Origin of the sequence: Mycoplasmoides fastidiosum (genome assembly GCF_024498275.1) — a bacterium.
GTDB classification, from domain to species: Bacteria; Bacillota_I; Bacilli_A; order Mycoplasmatales; family Mycoplasmoidaceae; genus Mycoplasma_N; species Mycoplasma_N fastidiosum.
In genome coordinates this window covers 506940-523927 of record NZ_CP101809.1, presented here as the reverse complement: position 1 = coordinate 523927, position 16988 = coordinate 506940, and the positions used below count along the sequence as shown (strand labels likewise).

The following is a 16988-nucleotide window of genomic DNA, read 5'->3' as shown; positions in this document are numbered from 1 at the left end:
TCATGACCAAACCCTTAATTCTGCACCAGCAATACCAAGATTGAATTTGTCAAATTATTATTCATCAACCTGATCAAATTCATCTTCCTGTTGTTGTGCTATCAGAATTTTGTTTACTGAAGCAACAAACCTTAAACTTGGAATTGTTCACTGGTCATCCCGTTTACCACTTAAATTTTAGCCCAGTTAATCCCAATCAAGAATGAACTTATCCCCTGCTAGCGCATTTAGTGCTCGAAGTTCTGGCGGAATTGGGTTTAACCAAGATTATTTTATGGTGTGAAGGCAGTAGTTTTATCCTTGGTGCTTTATTAACCATGGTAAAAAACCAGATTCAGCAAATTTTTTATTGACAACCCCACATTCCCCACCTAACTAATTTTCAGCACTGACAACAACTGCATAAAACCAACCAGCAATTAGGCCTTAATTTTTTGGCACCAGGGTTAAACCAGATTGTACAATGATCGCTGTTAAACAATTCCATTCCCGCTTATTTAATAACTGAAGTCCATGATTGCTTACACCAATTTCAAACTCAAACACTTTTAAATTCAGCTCACAACTTCTACTGAATTAGTTTTCAACCCCAGAAAATAAAATCCTTGATTCAAACTTAATCAAGGATTTTTTCTTCGAATTTTTAAACCAAACTAATTGTTAATCTTTTGTTTTGGGAAACAAAATAATCAGCCAAAATTTTGGCCGCAGCAAAACTGTCTGAACGGGCTTGAATTGTTTTGGTTTTATAACCCCAAGCATTTAAAGTAGCTTCGCTCCACTGGGTCGAATAAGTTTCGGACTGGGTTAACACCGTTCATGGCGTTCACGCCCGTAACATCCGGTAGCATTGGTTGACATATTTAACACTAAAACTACAAGTTTGCTGGTCAGTGTTATAAGGCATTCCAAGGACTACTGCACCAATTTCTGATCAGTAATTTTGCAAAATTTTTTGAAGTTGAGCAAAAAATTGCTTTCCATTAAACCGTGAAAGCCTGATTGTTTCTAAAGGGGTAATTATTGTTTGGTTCAAATCAGTGATCGCCACCCCAATTTTTTTCTCGCCCACATCCAAACCTAATACGCGTGTCATCTAGAATTATTTTTGATTAATTATTTTTATAAAGCTAGTTTTTGAAAAACCAGTTGGCTTTCATCATAACAAAAAAACTGTTTCTTCATGAGTAAACATGAAGAAACAGTGCAATGATAATGATGTAAAAATTAAATGCTTGTAACGAACAATTATTGTTTAGTTAAATAATTATGGTCACGGAATTTCAGACCTAAAGCCCGAATAGCAGAGTATAAAACAAAGTTCAATGGTTTGTTTAAGTGGGGTAAGAAGAAGAAATCTAGGGTTAATAAATCAAAAATGGTCATGTTTTTCTGAATTGCTAAAGCCAGAACGAAAATGGATTCGGCGTGAGAATCCTTACGGGGTGAACCAATTTGGGCTCCTAGTAAGCGCATGGTATTTTTTTCTCAAACTAATTTAATTCGCACTGGAGCATAAACATTCATAAACTCACAACGATCATTGGCTTCATGGAAAAAGCTGTCAACTTCTAAACCTAAACGTTTGGCGCCTTCATGGGATAAACCCGTAGAAGCATACGCAAAATCAAAAACACAAATCGCATTTGAACCCGCAATGGATTCTAATTTAATTTGGCCTAAAACTGGGTTTAGTTGGGAATTAATGTGAGAAGCAGCAACTGCACCTAGTTTTACCGCATTCGTTGCTAAAGCCACGTTTTCATGGGTTTTAGTTGGTGCATAATAAGCTGCTGCTGCATCCCCAATCACATAAATTCCTGGTACTGGTTGGTGATTAGTATCTAAAGCTTGGGCGTATTGGTTAACAGCAATCGCTTTGTTACGAGATAATAACAAGTTAGGAACAGCATTGGTTAACAAAGATGTTTGGGGGAAGAAACCAACACAAGAGATCACTAAATCGGCTTGAACTTCAGTGATTGCTTTTGTTTCACAGTTTTCAGCTCGTAATCCTGTAACGTTGTTATCATTATCAACAAGTAATTCAACCACTTTAGAAGACATCACTAGATTGATTCCTTCAGCCCGCATTTTCTCTTCCACTTGATCAGTGAATTCAGTGTCAAAATAACGCGGCATAATGCGGTTTTCCATGTCGATTAAAGTCACGTTTTTCCCACCCGCGTGTGCGAAAGCTTCGGTTAATTCAATACCAATATAACCAGCTCCTAAAATAGTCACATTTTTAATGTCACTTGTTTTAGCGTCTTCAATTAACTGTAATGCTTGGGCATAGCTCTTACATAATTTAATCCCTTTGTATTCGGGTTTGTGGAAGGGCATAATGATTGGTCAAGAACCACCCGCATAAATCAAAGTGTCAAAACTTTCTTGAAAAGTAGAATCATCAACAAGGTTTTTTACAACCACAAATTTTTGTTGGTAATTAACTTCAACCACTTGGTGTTTCATGTGGATTTTAGCCCCTAAACTTTCCAGTTCAGCAGCGTTGGAATAAAATAAAGTAGTTGGATCTTGAACCACCCCACCCACAGCTAAAGCAATGCCACAGCCTAAAAACGAGGTATTATCATTTTTTTCAATTCCGACAACTTGCAAATTAGGATTTTCAACTAGTAAGGTCTTAATCGCAGAAGTACCAGCATGGTTTACTCCGACAACAACAATTTTGTTATTCATTCAATCTTTCCTATTTATGAATAAAATTTCATGTTTTAAAAATCAGTGAAGCCCAAGCCCAAATCAAAATCAACAAATCCAAATTGATTTGTTCTTGATTTCACAATACCCTAATTATAAAGGTTTTAAGCTAATAATTTACAGAATTGTCAGCATTTAAGTTGCTTTTTTAGGTAATTAAAGCTTGAAAACAATAAAAATCCTCCCAAATGCAGATTGGGAGGATTTTTTTGTTAAAACTAAAACGACTAACTATTCTAAAACTTCAATTACTGATCCAGCCCCGATAGTTCGGCCACCTTCACGAATAGAGAATTTAGAACCTTTTTCCAAAGCAACTTTGCTGATTAATTCAACTACGATTTCCGCGTTGTCACCTGGCATAATCATTTCTGAACCTGGTGCTAATTCAATGCTACCGGTCACATCAGTGGTTCGGAAGTAAAATTGGGGACGATAACCCTTCACAAACGGAGTGTGACGGCCACCTTCTTCTTTTTTCAAAGCATAAATTTGGGCTTTGAATTTTTTGTGCGGAGTAATTGAGCCTGGTTTAGCTAATACTTGACCACGTTCAACATCATCTTTGTTGATTCCCCGTAATAAAATCCCAGCGTTATCACCAGCTAATACTTCGTCTAATTGCTTACGGAACATTTCAATTCCGGTAACAACTGCTTTACGAGTATCACGTAATCCCACGATTTCAATCTCGTCACCAACTTTTAAAGTTCCCCGTTCTGCACGACCAGTTACAACAGTTCCCCGACCAGTAATGGTGAAAACGTCTTCAACTGGTAATAAGAATGGTTTTTCAGTTTCCCGAGTTGGTAAAGGAATATAAGAGTCAACAGCGTCTAATAATTGTTGTAATGAATTATTGAATTGTTGGTCGCCTTCTAGGGCTTTTAAAGCAGAACCACGGATCACTGGAGTATTTTCGCCATCAAAACCATAAGATGATAATAAATCACGGACTTCCATTTCCACTAAGTCTTGCATTTCTGGATCAGATGCCATATCACATTTGTTCATGAAAACTACCATTTTTGGCACTCCAACTTGGCGAGCTAATAAAATGTGTTCTCGGGTTTGGGGCATCGGGCCATCAGTTGCTGAAACAACTAAAATTGCTCCATCCATTTGGGCTGCTCCAGTAATCATGTTTTTCACGTAGTCAGCATGACCTGGACAGTCAACGTGCGCGTAGTGACGGTTAGCGGTTTCGTATTCAACGTGAGTGGTGTTAATAGTAATTCCCCGCGCTCGTTCTTCTGGCGCGTTGTCAATGGAAGCGTAGTCGCGAATTTCACCTAACCCCTTGTTTGCTGAATAAGTACAAATCGCAGCTGTTAGGGTTGTTTTACCATGGTCAATGTGGCCAATAGTTCCAATATTAACATGGTCTTTGGAACGATCAAACTTCTTTTTTGCCATAATCGATAAATATTGATTCCTTAAATATATGTATAAATTTAATAATTATTAAAATTTGTTTGATTCCCTACATTTAAGCCATTTAGGAAAGCGTAATCTCGTTAAGTGATAGTTGCGTTTGTTATCTCTGGATTACATTCAAACTGCAGGTTGAATTAATTTTTATCAATAAAAAACCACACCACTTTCTAGAAATTTGGTGTCGTGGTTTTTAAATCAATTCTTTAAACATTATAAAGTAAAATTCAAGTTTTTTTGTTTATTCACCCACAAAATTAGGCTCATTCGAACAGTAATTGATCTTCACTAAAAGCCCCAATTTTAGCTAATAAATAATCCAAATCAGCAATTGTATTAATGAAACAAAACGAAACCCGCATTAAATTCCGGGTCGCATAAATTAAATTGGAAAATTTAGCACAATTAACCCCTGAAGCAATAATGATTTTATGGTGACTGAAATAACGTTGCAAGTCTGGTCCCATAAATTTATTGTGACTTAGCACAATGTATTTTAGGGCTGGGTGATCAAGGTTTTTAATTGTAAATCCGTGGTTTGTTTTGGGAAAATGGGCAATGAAATACTCAGCTAAAAAAGTTTCGTACTGATCAATTGCTGCTAAAGTTGCAGGATCAGATCATAATTCTAGAAACTGTTCCATTGCTAAAAAATTATTCAGATCTAAAGTTTGGTAGTTGGTAATAAAATTAGTCGTACTTAAAAACCACCCACTAACTCGACTAGTATGTAATTCGGTTAAATACTTGGGATGAGCGTATAAAAACCCAACCCCAAACCCGCCATAAACTTTATGCATGCTACCAGCTAAAAAATCAATTTCACTGTTAGCTAAATCAATGCTGTAGTGTTGTAAAAACTGGGTGGCATCAACAACTAAAATAATATCAGGACGGATTGCTTTAATTTTACGGGCTAAACTGGTGACATCAATTTTTCAACTGGTGACATTAGAAAAATTGTGAATCGGAATAATTTTTGTTTGTGGGGTAATCATTGCTAAAATCAATTCTTCTGTTAAAAATTGGTTAGCAGGAATGTAATTAAGGTTTAAATTTTTGCGTTTTGCTAATTCTTGTCACGGATACAAATTAGCAATGTGCTCGTGGTGATTCACTAAAATTTCATCACCTGGTTGGAGTTGGTCTTCTAAAAAATAAGCTAATAAATTTAAGCTGTAAGTTGCTGAGTTGGTATAAAGCACTTGCTCAGGACCAACGTTAAAACACCGCGCTCACAAAGTTGCGCAGCGGTGAAATTTTTGTTGAATTTCAGTTAAGTTACTAAAATCCAAATTTTGATTTAAAGCATTTAAAAAAATGGGGGGTTTAAAACTGGTGGCCGCGTTGTCCAAATAACAAACCGAATCGGTTGCACCATAATAACCAAACTTTTGTTTAATTGCATCAATGCGAGCAACTAAAGCAGTGATTTCTGCGGGAGTAAGGGCAAGTTTCACAGTTAAGAATTAACGATCAAAATAAGCGCGTTTATCTGCTTTAGCATTTAAAACTAACGGATCTTGATCCCGAATCACTAAAGTATCTTCAATCCGTAAGCCCCCAATTCCTGGAACATATACCCCTGGTTCAACCGTAATCACCATGCCATTAGTTAGTCGGGTGTTTAACTGGGGATTAGAAGTAACATTAGGTAATTCATGGACATCTAAACCCACTCCATGACCTGTGGAGTGCACAAAATATTCGCCATAGCCCTTAGCTTTTAAATGTTTCCGGCAAGCTGCGTCAACTTCGTTTGTCGAATTATGAGCTACAGAAGCAGCTAAGCCTAAATCTTGAGCAGTTAGAACCGCTTCGTGCATTTTTTCTAAAGCTTCAGGAAGTTTAGTGTTAGCAACGGCCCAAGTGCGGGTCATATCAGAACAAAATCCGTGATAAACACAACCTAAATCTAAAGTAACTAATTCGTTTTCTTCTAAAATGCGTTGGGTTGGATGGTGGTGCGGATTAGCCCCGTTAATTCCTGAAGCCACAATTGGATCAAATGAATTTTTTTCACCGCCCAATTCTAACATTTTAATCGTTGCCATTTGGGCCACTGCTAATTCACTCATTCCAGGGACGACTGTTTGTTGTAAAAAAGTGGTGGTTTCTACAGCAATATCAGCAGCACGAATTAAGGCATTAATTTCACTTTCGTATTTATTAATTCGCACTCCCATTGCGGAGAATAATTTAATTTCAAAAGTGATTGCTTCTAATCTTTTGAATAACGCAACGTTTGTGTAACTGTCTTCAATTAAAATTGTTTTAATTTTGTGTTCGTTAAAAAAATCTTCTAAGTCTTTAAAAGAGCGGAACAACCGTACATCAATATGCGCACTTAGTTGCTCATGGGCTTTTGAGTGGTAACGACCATCAATTAAAAACGTAATTTGGCCTTCTTTTTGGACAATCACAAACCCATCACTAGATTGGAAATTTAATAGTCAAGACCGGTTTTGGGCGGAATTAATAATCAAAGCATCAGCTTGGTTTTTATTAATTTCGTTGACCAGAATCTTCCGGGATTTTTGGAAATTATTTAGGTTTAGCATAGTCACTTGCTTACAATTTTTCTTCTTCAATTGGTTGTTTGGTTAATTGCGAATAATTATAATTCAATTAAATTAGTTCACCGCATTTTTACAAGTTTTTTAGATGTCCAACCAACCTTTTTATTAGGCAGCATAATTAAGTGCCAACAATTAGTTAAGTGTTTGTTTTATCAAACTTAATCAGTTTGGTGCAAATCCGTGCATGAATTTTTTTGATCCCAAAAAAAACAAAAAAAATTTATTGATCGAAATCAATAAATTTTAGTGGTTTTCATTAGCTGCAAAAATTAATTACTTTTTGGTTGTTTTATTGCGGTGAATCCCAGTAGCAGCAATGGCAATTTGGGATCAGTAAATTGGATAACGCAACCAGTGGGTTCAGCTGTTGTTACATTTTTGCAAATGCGTCATTTGGCTTAACAACTGTTGTTCAGCAGTTGGTCCTAATGGTTGTAAATAAGGGGTTCAAAAAAACCGGTTCGGTTTTTGAACTGCTGTAGTAACTAATTCTTCTAAGTCTTCAGTTGCTAAATTCACATTAAAATACGCCTCAGCATTTGCTTTAATCCGGTGCGGATTCACTGATTTAACGATGACATCAACATTTTGGGCTTTCACAAAAGCTAAAGCAATTCCGGGCGGGGTAGTTTTGTATTTTTGAGCCATCACGTTAACTAAACTGTCCTGGTGAAGCTGAGTTAATGAATCAGTTAAAGGACGTCAAGCCTGCACGTGTACATTAAGGTTTTTAAAGGCCTGTAAATCATATTCCTGGTTATACAAACTGTATTGCAACTGGTTAGTTGCTGGCATTACTCCGGTGATTTTGGCAAAAAAACCCAACATGGCTACTGGGTAATTCGAAACCCCAATTGATTTGATCAATCCTTCTTTTTGTAATTGAATTAAGGCTTCTCAAGCCACTAAATCTTGGGCAAAATTAGGACTGGGCCAATGTAATAAAACCGAATCCAATTGTTCAAGACGCAGTTTTTTTAAGGAGTCTAAAACAGCTGCGCGCGCTTTGGGATAATTGCCTGGTCAAATTTTAGTTTGGACAGGAAAATGAAAGTCGGGGCCATATTTGGTCCGCAATAATTCCAAAGCTTGGCCGATCATGGCTTCGTTTTTATAATATTTCGCTGTATCAATGTAAGCATATTTACTTTGATAAGCCGTTTCAATGATCTCGACTCATTTCTCAAGGCTGTCTTCTTGCATTTGGTAAGTGCCAAATCCTAATAATCCGGATTGATTTTGAATATTCATTTTTAATTGTTAAATAATTTTTTATTTGCTTAATTTTTAGTGTTTTCTTGTTAACAACAACAGTTTGTTATCACCCTTTTTTCGGGCGGGGTTTTTTGGGAATTGGGGGAATTTTAGGAGTTGTTAAAATTTTGTGTACCTCCGCTTTTAATTTGGCAATGGTTGCATCATTAAAAGGTTCGGTAAAATCAACTCAGAAAACATCATTTTCTTGATGTTTGGCTTTAGTTTGCAATAATTTGATTTCTTCTGGTGATAATTTCAGATCGTGAAAAGCATCAGCATTTGCTTTAACCCGATCGGGATTAGCGGATTTAACAACCACATCCATCCCTAAAGCTTTAACAAACCCAATGGCAACTGCGGGTTGGTTAGTTAAATGATTTAAAGCAATTTCTTCAACTAGTGAATCAGCTTGTAATTTACGGATGTTTTCAGTTAATGGACGTCAAGCTTGCACTTGAATACCCATATCAAGAACTGCTTGATAATCATAATCACGGTTATGCACACTATACTGGACTTGGTTAATTGCTGGTTTAACCCCAGTAACCGGCTCAAAAAACCGCAACATGTGGGGAGAATAATTGGAAACACCAATTGAATCAATTATTCCTTCTTTTTGCAATTGAATCAATTCGGTTCAAGCTGCTAAATCTAAAGCAAAATTACCACTAGGTCAATGCAATAAAACTGATTCAATTTTCGGACGCAATAGTTTTCTTTTTGAATCTAATACAGCTGCGCGGACATCACGATAATGTTCGGGATTGATTTTAGTTTGAACATCAATTTTAAAATCATCGCCCACAATTTGTTTGGTTTGGGCTAAAACAATTCCTACTGCAGTTTCGTTTTCATAATATTTGGCAGTATCAATGAAATCATATTTACCCTTTCAAATGTGAAACATGATTCCAGATCAGTCTAAAAGGTTGACGGTGTTGGTTAAATACGTCCCATATCCCAAACGGGGTTTGGATCGTTTTTTCATACCTAAGTTCCTCATTTTTTATTAAAAGACAACTTAACAAAGGTTATGCTTTAATTTTAATTCTTCAAAATTCAAAACTAACTAATTTTCGTGATAATTTTGTCACCAAAAAATAATGGCCCTAATTGCAACTAAATCCGTTTTTGTTGTTCACGTTTGAGCGTTTTTAGTTTCAAATCTTCACGCTTATCATACAACTTTTTGGGTTTAGCTGTGGCAAAACTTAGTTTAATTTTGTTAGTTTTTAAATAAATTTTCACCGGCACCAGAACATATTTTTCTTGTTTCATCAATAAGTTCAGCTTTAAAATTTCTTTTCTATGTAAAAGTAGTTTACGGGTGCGAATCGGGTCAACATTAAAAATGTTACCATGATCATACGGGCTAATGTGCAGTCCAAACACCCAAACTTCACCGCTTTTAATTAAAACATAAGCTTGATCCAAACTAGCTTGGGATTGGACCAGACTTTTAACTTCTGTACCGGTTAGAACAATCCCTGCTTCATAAGTTTGGTGCAGGGTGTAATTAAAATTAGCTTTTTTATTTTGAACTAAAACTTTCATGGAGACTTGATCATGAATCACTGATTCAACAAACGTGATTCCATAAATTAATCAGAATTTTTAGCAGGTGATTTTGGTTGCTTCAGTACATCAATAATTTCAAAATCAATGCTAGCCAGTTGTAAATCAACTTTATGTACTTTCACTAAAACTGTGGTACATAAATCAAGGGGAGTGTGGGAATTTTGGCCAACTAATCGTTCACTAATTGGGTCAAAGCGGAAGAAATCAAACTTTGTCAACGCCATTGGGGCAAAACCCTGAATTAAATTATCTAATTGGACATAACATCCTTTAGGATTAACTTCAATGACAGTCGCTTCAAATTCATTGCCCACAAATTGCTGCATGTACTCCGCAAATTTGTAAGCATTAACATCACGTTCGGTTTTAACTGCTCGGACTTCTGCTTCTGAACTTTTCAGACTTAGTTCTTCTAGCCGGTTTTTCAAAAAGGCGCGGTCATGATCGGTGTAACTGTTGCGATCAAAACAGTACATTCAGAATAACCGGTGAACAATCATGTCCGGATAACGCCGAATTGGTGAGGTAAAGTGGGTGTAGTGTTTAGAAGCTAAACCAAAGTGGTAAGTATTTTTGTGGGAATAAACTGCTTTATCCATTGTTCGTAATAACAGCATGTGAATCACAGTGTTATAAGGATTATCCTTATTAGCTTCAATTCATTTTGCAATATCACCTGGGTGCATTTGGTCATTAATTTGGGTGGTAATTTTAAAGTTTAGTTTTTTAGCTAATAAACTAAATCGTTCCATTTTTTTCAAAGCGGGCAAACCATGCACCCGATAAATGAAAGGTACATCATGTTTGTTAGCAAATGCGGTAACTGCTTCATTTGCTGCCACCATGAAATCTTCAATCATGTTTTGGGCGTGTCATGTTTGATAAATTTGAATTTGGGTTGGATGGTTATTTTCATCAACCAAAATTTTTGGTTCAAACAAAGCAAAGAAATTAATGTAACCACGGGTTTTTTTCACTTTTTCCATTTGGAAAAATAATTCATAAGCCGCGTCAATGCTGGCTTTGACAACTGGTAGTTCATTATCTAAAGTTTGTTCTTTTTTGAAATAAGCATTGATCTCATCATAACTAAACCGCCGGTGGGATTTAATTAATGCGGGAAAAACATCCACACTACTAAAATCAATTTCGCCTGCAAAATTCAGTTTCATGTCACAAACTACAGCGCAACGTTTCACATTAGGATTTAATGAACACAAATCATTTGATAATAAGTGGGGTAACATCGGAATTACTGAGTTGACCAAATAAACCGAACTTCCCCGGTTTTCAGCTGCTTCATCTAAAGCTGACCGGAATGGCACATACGAAGTAACATCAGCAATCGCCACTCGTAATAAATAGTGATCTTCTTTTTTAGCAACAAAAATGGCATCATCAAAGTCTTTAGAAGTCGCTGGGTCAATTGTTACAAAAGCCACATCAGTTAAATCTTGTCGCATGGATTGGTTTTCGAATCGGGTTAGAGAATGATCGATGGCATCAATTTCTTTATTTACTAAAGCTGAAAAATTAATTTCGACACCGTTATCATAAACAATTGATTCAATATCAACCCCAACATCATTCTTATGGCCTAAAATTTTAACAATTTCTCCGGTCATTTTTTCGGGATTAAAATCAACAATTTTTAATAAAACTTTATGTCCTTCCACAATGCCAATGGGATTTAAGATTTTGACTGGATGGGCAATTTTGGGATTATCGAGTTTGGCAAAATAAGATTGGGCTTCAATGCCAATTGAACTGTCAATCACTACTTCACCAACATACTGGTCTTTAGGATGAGAAATGATCTCGATGATTTTCACATCTTCTGAATTCATCTTCTTTTTAGCTGAAGAAGTATCTAGTTTAATAAACTTAACTAAATCACCATCAATTGCTTGGTGAAAATTGCGTTTGTGCACATAATAACTAACTGGGTCTTGGCCCTTAGTTTTAACAATTACATGACCAAAATTACCCCGTAAATTACTTTTGAACACCCCTTCAGCTTCAGTGTTAGCTAAGACTGGATAATCTAAGTATTCCAAGTAGTATTTTTCACGAATGTTACAGTTAACAGTGGAATTAGCTTTTAGTTTGTTAATCACCCAAATAATTTCACCCTTTTCGATGAAACCTTTATACTGGGATCGTTTTACTTCACGAATTGTTTTGTTGATTAAAACAAATAAAGGCATCGCCATTTCATCTTCGCGTAAAACTTTAATGATCGCTGCTTTTAGCAGTTCTTCTAATTTTTCATCTTTAATCGGAATTGGTTTATCTTCATCAGGGCGGGCGTACTGGTTTTTTTTGAAGCGATTTGACACAAAAGAATTCGCCCGAGCTTCACGATGGTTAAAACCAGAATTGTTCGTAAAACTTGAGCGATGGCGCGTTGATCCAGATTGAGAGGAATTAAAAGACTTGAACGGCTTTTTATTGGGTCTATTACTATTATTATTAGACCGAGATCAATTATGAGATGATCCGTTTTTATTGTTAGAGAAATGCATTTTTTCAACTCGTTAGATAGCACAAAATAGTTCTACTTTAAAAAGTCAGTAGAACTATTTTACTTTTTATAAATGGGGGAAACCATCCGGATTTAACCGACATGGCTTGCGACGACAATACGATAGACGACCGCAATAATAAGCAACAAAAAAACCAAAGAAAACATTACAATTTGCAAAATTTTAATCGAACCGCGATCTTTAGTCTTTTTAAAAATTTCTAAATCCTGACCGGATAAAGCTGCCAATCCTCCAGTAGAACCAGAATTGGATAATAACAACCCAATAATCAGGATAATCACAGCAATTACATAAATAACGATTTCTAGTGTACTCATGGTTTAGACTTTTGTTGTAAACTTAAATTTATGCATCCCATGAATGAATGGGGTCATAAATTAAAATTGATTTTATCACAAATAAATTTGATTGGTTTTTTTATCCCCAATAAATTTAGTGTTTCAGGAGATTTTGAATTTTTAATTAAGGTTTCAAGGACTTAATTTTTTCAAGTAACTGTTGGTGGATTCCTGGAATATCAATGGTTTGTTTTGGATCGTGATGATGTTGGAATAAATACCCTGTTGCTTGGTGATATTTCGGGATAATATGAATGTGGGTATGAAAAATGGTTTGACCCGCAATTTCAGCTTGGTTACTCACATAATTAAACCCCTGAATGTCAACTAATGTGTCAGCTAAGACTTGGGCTGTTTTTTTAGCTAACAAAGTTAGATCAGCTAAAACTGAATCAGGTGTTGCCAATAAATGGGGGTAATGGTGTTTGGGTAAAACTAAAGCATGACCTGGTGCGGCTGGAAAAATATCCAGAATGCTAATACCAAATTCGGATTCTAGTAATTGATAACTGGGAATTTCGTGATTAACTAATTTGCAAAACAGACAATTAGAATCGTGGTGGGTTGGGTTCATTATTTTTGCTCAGTTTCTGATCGGTATAAACTAGCTCAGTTTAATCCTAATAAATTAACAAGTCGTTCATCACGAACAACCAATTTTTCAAATTCGGGACGAATTGTAAAGTTATCGAATGCTAAACCTTGAATGCGATCGACTTTAGCTAAATTCACAACCGTTTTTAAGAAAGCATCAAACCCAATTTGTTTGATGAAAGCCCGGAACTTATCGACATTCGACACATCTTCATTATTAATTTGAACTATATAAGCAACATATCCAGTTCGTGCATTAACTTCAGTTGGAATGAAGTATTTTAAGTTTGGAAAAATAGAACTGGCAGCTTGGGGATTTTGTAACACCCCAATAAATCGTTCTAAATCATTTTTATTAAATAAAGCAAATGACTCATTAGGTTTGAATTCCTGGTTGTAAATTGCATCAAATGAACTTTTTAAAGTGTCATTATTAGTTTGATCCAAGTTATATTCCATTCCGTTTAAAACATTAATCATGGCTTGAATTTTTTGTTTTAAATTAATCCGTAATGGGGGTAAGGTTTGTGAAGCAACAAATTGGTTGGGAATAACTGTCTCATCTTCACCCTTAGCTGGTTCTAATTGATTGACACTATTTTGGGAAATAACACTGTTAATGCTTGCGGTGATTTTTGGGAAGAGATTAGCTAATTCTTGACCAACTGTGTTAAACGCCCGGAAGGTTTTAACATTACGCACAGAATCTAAAATGTAATCTAAAGTTTTTTGTAAATCAAACTCAGCAGAATCATTTAAAATTGCAGAACCAAACAATTTACCACGGGATAAAACTTGTTGGGTAGATCCTAAATCAAAAATACTTTTATTGCCATCTGGATTAGATTCAGCAAAATTAGTGAAGATCGAATTTTTCACCACTTCAGGAATGGCATTAGGCAAACTTTCATTTTGTAAAGCTAAACCATAAAAACCACTTAAACGTTTTTTCTGACCAGTATTATCAGAAGTATATTTATCAGTAGTAATTGCTTCAGCACCAACATAATTAAACAAACTATTGTTAGTAGTAACAGATGTTGGAGCTGCTAATTCATAACTAAAGTATGGAGAAGATAAAACGTTATTAGGGTTTGGTACAAATTTAAAATCTTGATCAAAAGATTTTAAATGCGTATTGTTATTAGTAACAGTTGCTTCACCCGTGTTTGGGGCTTGGTTTAAAGTATGTTCTTGGGCCCAAACAATGGCGCCATAACTATTGAACCCAATTTGGTTTTGCAAGTAATTTAATAAATTAGTATAGTTGTCTTTTAACAACCAATCTAAAGTATATAAAAAAGTAACATAACGGGACATGAACTGGTCGCCCAAGCTCTGACCTAAGTTACTGAAAGAATATAAGATTTGGTTTCAGTAAGAAATTAATTTGTTAGTGTAACTGGTTACATTGCTGGTGGAATTAGAAGTATCAATTTTATAACCACCAATAAAGTCACGACCGTTATTAATATTTTGAGCAACACCCAAATAAACTTCAGAATAAAAAACTTCAGCAACTGCATCTAGCACTGATTTTTTCAGATCAGTTGCACTCTTACCAAAATCAGTTGTTAATGAAGTGCGGCCAAAATTATAATCAATGCTATTTTTGCGGTAATCAAAATTAATTTCGTTAGCTAAATAAGCGCCTTTTAGATAATTACCAACTCCATCACCAGCCCCAGTGGGGCCAGTGGTTAAAAGAGCTTGAAATAGGTAATTAAACTCCAAACTATTTAAATGAAATAAATCTTTGTTAGAAATTAGGTTGTCATTTGAATTAGTTAGTGTTTGTACCCATGCGTCCATTTTGGTTTTGGCATCATTGGTTTTAGTTAAAATTTGGTTTAATTTGAAATCAGCTACTTGATTATTAATTTGGTCAGACGAAAAGAATTTAGTAACTTCAGGATAATCACCATTATTACTAAAAGTAGTTGTATCTGCAGTTGATCCAGGATTGAAAACCGGATCATCTGTTGTGGTATTTAAATTTCGTTTGAAACCTAAAGGAGTTGCTAAACCATTGGCATATGGCGCATAATATTTATCGTTTACTTTAACAAATTGTTTATTAGCTAAACCAGAAACTGTTTGAGCTAATGAGTTTCGGAAATTTACTAAAGTTCGTTGGTTATTAACAGTGCGTTTTAGATCTTCTAAAGCAATTGTTAAATCAAATAATTGCTGGTTATTATTCAGTAAAAAATTTTGTTCAGCAGTGAAAAAATAAGTATCATTAGTTAATTTTTTCAGGGTTTCAGGGGTTTGTAAGGCGCGCGCATAAGCAACAATTAAATCATTGAAATTAGCTTTAGCATAATCTTTTAAAACTTTTAGCAAATCAATGTTAATAACCCGATTATTACGACGGGGATTCAAACTAAATAATGCTTGCCGTCATAAAATGTTTTCTTTGATTCGGGCTAATTTATCAGCCAGACTTGTTGCTTCATTAATTCGGGTTGTACCATCCACTGCTAAAGCACTAATTCCGGTTTTAGTACGAGCTAGGGTTCAGTTCGATAAAGTTTTAGATGAACTAGTAGTTTTAATATCTCTTAAAGGATAAGAAAAGTTTTTATCCTTAAATTTAGTGTTGTTTTGGTTGAACAAAACCGCATTATTAACCTTAATTCCCGCTTTTACTGGAGTTGTACCATTAATTATGGTGCTTTTGGTATCAGTTACTTGATCTAAAAAAACATTTAAGGGATCGCCCATTTGTTCATCAGTTCACGCATTTGAATTGGATAAATCAATTTCATTTACTAACCCATTTGTGCCAGTAAATAATTTATTGTACTGATGGGCTAAAGCTGAAGATAAATAACCATCTTCGGTTCGAGCAAGATCATTTTTGGTATAAATTTTTCAAGAAGTTAGTTCTGGTGAAGTATTAGTTCCATCGTTGAAAACACTTTGTAAATTAATATCCCCGTTCTGGGTATTAATTAAGGAATTACCTTTCACTCCAGTTTGTCACCGGTTAAAGGTCGCTAGTGTTCCAACACTAGTGCTGTTATCACCAATATCAAAAGACGGAAAGTTATAATTTGGTTCAGTTGGTAAAGTCACATCATTTTCACCTAACCGGTTAGTATTGTAAATATTGGCTAAACTATTAATAACTGAAGTACCATATTTCCATTCCACGTTTCAACCAATGAAAGGACGTTCTTGATCAAACCAATAATTAAAAACAAAGGCCTGAAAATTAGCAAACATTTTTTGGTATTTTTCATTCCCAATGCGTAAGTCATCATTACTTGGAGTGAAAACAAAATTAGAATAAAAAGAAGGGTTATTAATCTCGTTTTCTAAAGCATTATTAGTGAAAAAAACTTCACCATTAGAAGTTTTGCGTTGGTAACTGAAAAATAATTTTTGAAAAATGGCTTCAACCAATCGATCATTTAGTTCTGGACCAACGTGATGAATTTTTCAACCCTCTTTAGTGCCTCCGAACGGGTTTAGTTGGCGTTGAAATAATTTTTGTCAGTCACTATCACCACTAGAACTAAAACTATTTAATGACTCATCATAACTAGTTTGGCCTTGTTTAACAATTGCTTCAATTGCTTCTTGGGTTTTAAATAATTCACTTCCTTTATCAACTGTTTTATCAGCAATAAAATCTTGAGCTCATTGAAATTTCAAACGGTTAGCAACCGCTTCGTTTAATTTAGTTTGTGCAAAAATTAGATCTGAATTTAAGATGGTACTTACTAAATTATTTTGTTGTAAGTTGGTTAGATGAAAATTGGTTGCTAATGCAGGTGTATTGTTATACTGATCATTAATTGCATCAGATGATGTTTTTGCACAAGCACTTAAAATAACAGCACTAGTTCCCAGGATACTTAGTCACCGAATTTTACGAATTTGATTTTTTAAAGCAATTTTTTTCAATAAATTCATGATCTTAATCCTTT

Annotated in this window: 13 protein-coding genes; 1 reads left to right on the top strand and 12 read right to left on the bottom strand. The window is 35.1% G+C overall.

Features of this window, described 5'->3' with window-relative positions; all coding sequences use genetic code 4:
* Positions 1-2 precede the first annotated feature (2 nt).
* A complete protein-coding gene (locus NPA10_RS01590) occupies positions 3-620 on the top strand; it encodes a hypothetical protein (RefSeq protein ID WP_256547793.1) in 618 nt (205 codons plus the stop codon).
* Between the two features lie 23 nt (positions 621-643).
* On the opposite strand, the gene ruvX is transcribed toward NPA10_RS01590, so the two are convergent.
* The 12 genes from ruvX to NPA10_RS01530 form a co-directional block, all read right to left on the bottom strand.
* On the bottom strand, positions 644-1096 hold the full coding sequence (gene ruvX, locus NPA10_RS01585; protein ID WP_256547792.1) for a Holliday junction resolvase RuvX: 453 nt from the start codon (positions 1094-1096) through the stop codon (positions 644-646).
* Between the two features lie 152 nt (positions 1097-1248).
* Positions 1249-2703, bottom strand: coding sequence for an FAD-dependent oxidoreductase (locus NPA10_RS01580; protein WP_256547791.1), 1455 nt, complete (start codon positions 2701-2703; stop codon positions 1249-1251).
* Between the two features lie 252 nt (positions 2704-2955).
* The gene (gene tuf, locus NPA10_RS01575) at positions 2956-4140 is read right to left on the bottom strand and encodes an elongation factor Tu (RefSeq protein ID WP_256547790.1); all 1185 of its coding nucleotides are present in this window, start codon (positions 4138-4140) and stop codon (positions 2956-2958) included.
* A 275-nt stretch (positions 4141-4415) separates the two neighbouring features.
* Positions 4416-5618 (bottom strand): aminotransferase class V-fold PLP-dependent enzyme, encoded by a 1203-nt coding sequence (locus tag NPA10_RS01570; protein WP_256547789.1) that lies wholly within the window; start codon positions 5616-5618, stop codon positions 4416-4418.
* Positions 5619-5627: 9 nt separating this feature from the next.
* A complete protein-coding gene (locus NPA10_RS01565) occupies positions 5628-6719 on the bottom strand; it encodes an aminopeptidase P family protein (RefSeq protein WP_256547788.1) in 1092 nt (363 codons plus the stop codon).
* A 291-nt stretch (positions 6720-7010) separates the two neighbouring features.
* Positions 7011-7988, bottom strand: a complete 978-nt coding sequence (locus NPA10_RS01560) for an aldo/keto reductase (RefSeq protein WP_256547787.1) — start codon at positions 7986-7988, stop codon at positions 7011-7013.
* 67 nt (positions 7989-8055) lie between these two features.
* Entirely contained in the window at positions 8056-8982 is a 927-nt protein-coding gene (locus NPA10_RS01555; RefSeq protein ID WP_256547786.1) for an aldo/keto reductase, read from the bottom strand.
* Between the two features lie 131 nt (positions 8983-9113).
* Positions 9114-9569: an SsrA-binding protein SmpB gene (gene smpB, locus NPA10_RS01550; RefSeq protein WP_307291997.1), complete on the bottom strand. Its 456-nt coding sequence runs from the start codon at positions 9567-9569 to the stop codon at positions 9114-9116.
* A gap of 26 nt (positions 9570-9595) precedes the next feature.
* On the bottom strand, positions 9596-12097 hold the full coding sequence (rnr, locus tag NPA10_RS01545; RefSeq protein WP_256547785.1) for a ribonuclease R: 2502 nt from the start codon (positions 12095-12097) through the stop codon (positions 9596-9598).
* A 92-nt stretch (positions 12098-12189) separates the two neighbouring features.
* Positions 12190-12435, bottom strand: a complete 246-nt coding sequence (secG, locus tag NPA10_RS01540; RefSeq protein WP_256547784.1) for a preprotein translocase subunit SecG — start codon at positions 12433-12435, stop codon at positions 12190-12192.
* A gap of 145 nt (positions 12436-12580) precedes the next feature.
* Positions 12581-13030 (bottom strand): HIT domain-containing protein, encoded by a 450-nt coding sequence (locus tag NPA10_RS01535; RefSeq protein WP_256547783.1) that lies wholly within the window; start codon positions 13028-13030, stop codon positions 12581-12583.
* Entirely contained in the window at positions 13030-16974 is a 3945-nt protein-coding gene (locus NPA10_RS01530; protein ID WP_256547782.1) for a DUF3713 domain-containing protein, read from the bottom strand. The genes NPA10_RS01535 and NPA10_RS01530 overlap by 1 nt, the downstream gene beginning before the upstream one ends.
* Between the last annotated feature and the right edge of the window lie 14 nt (positions 16975-16988).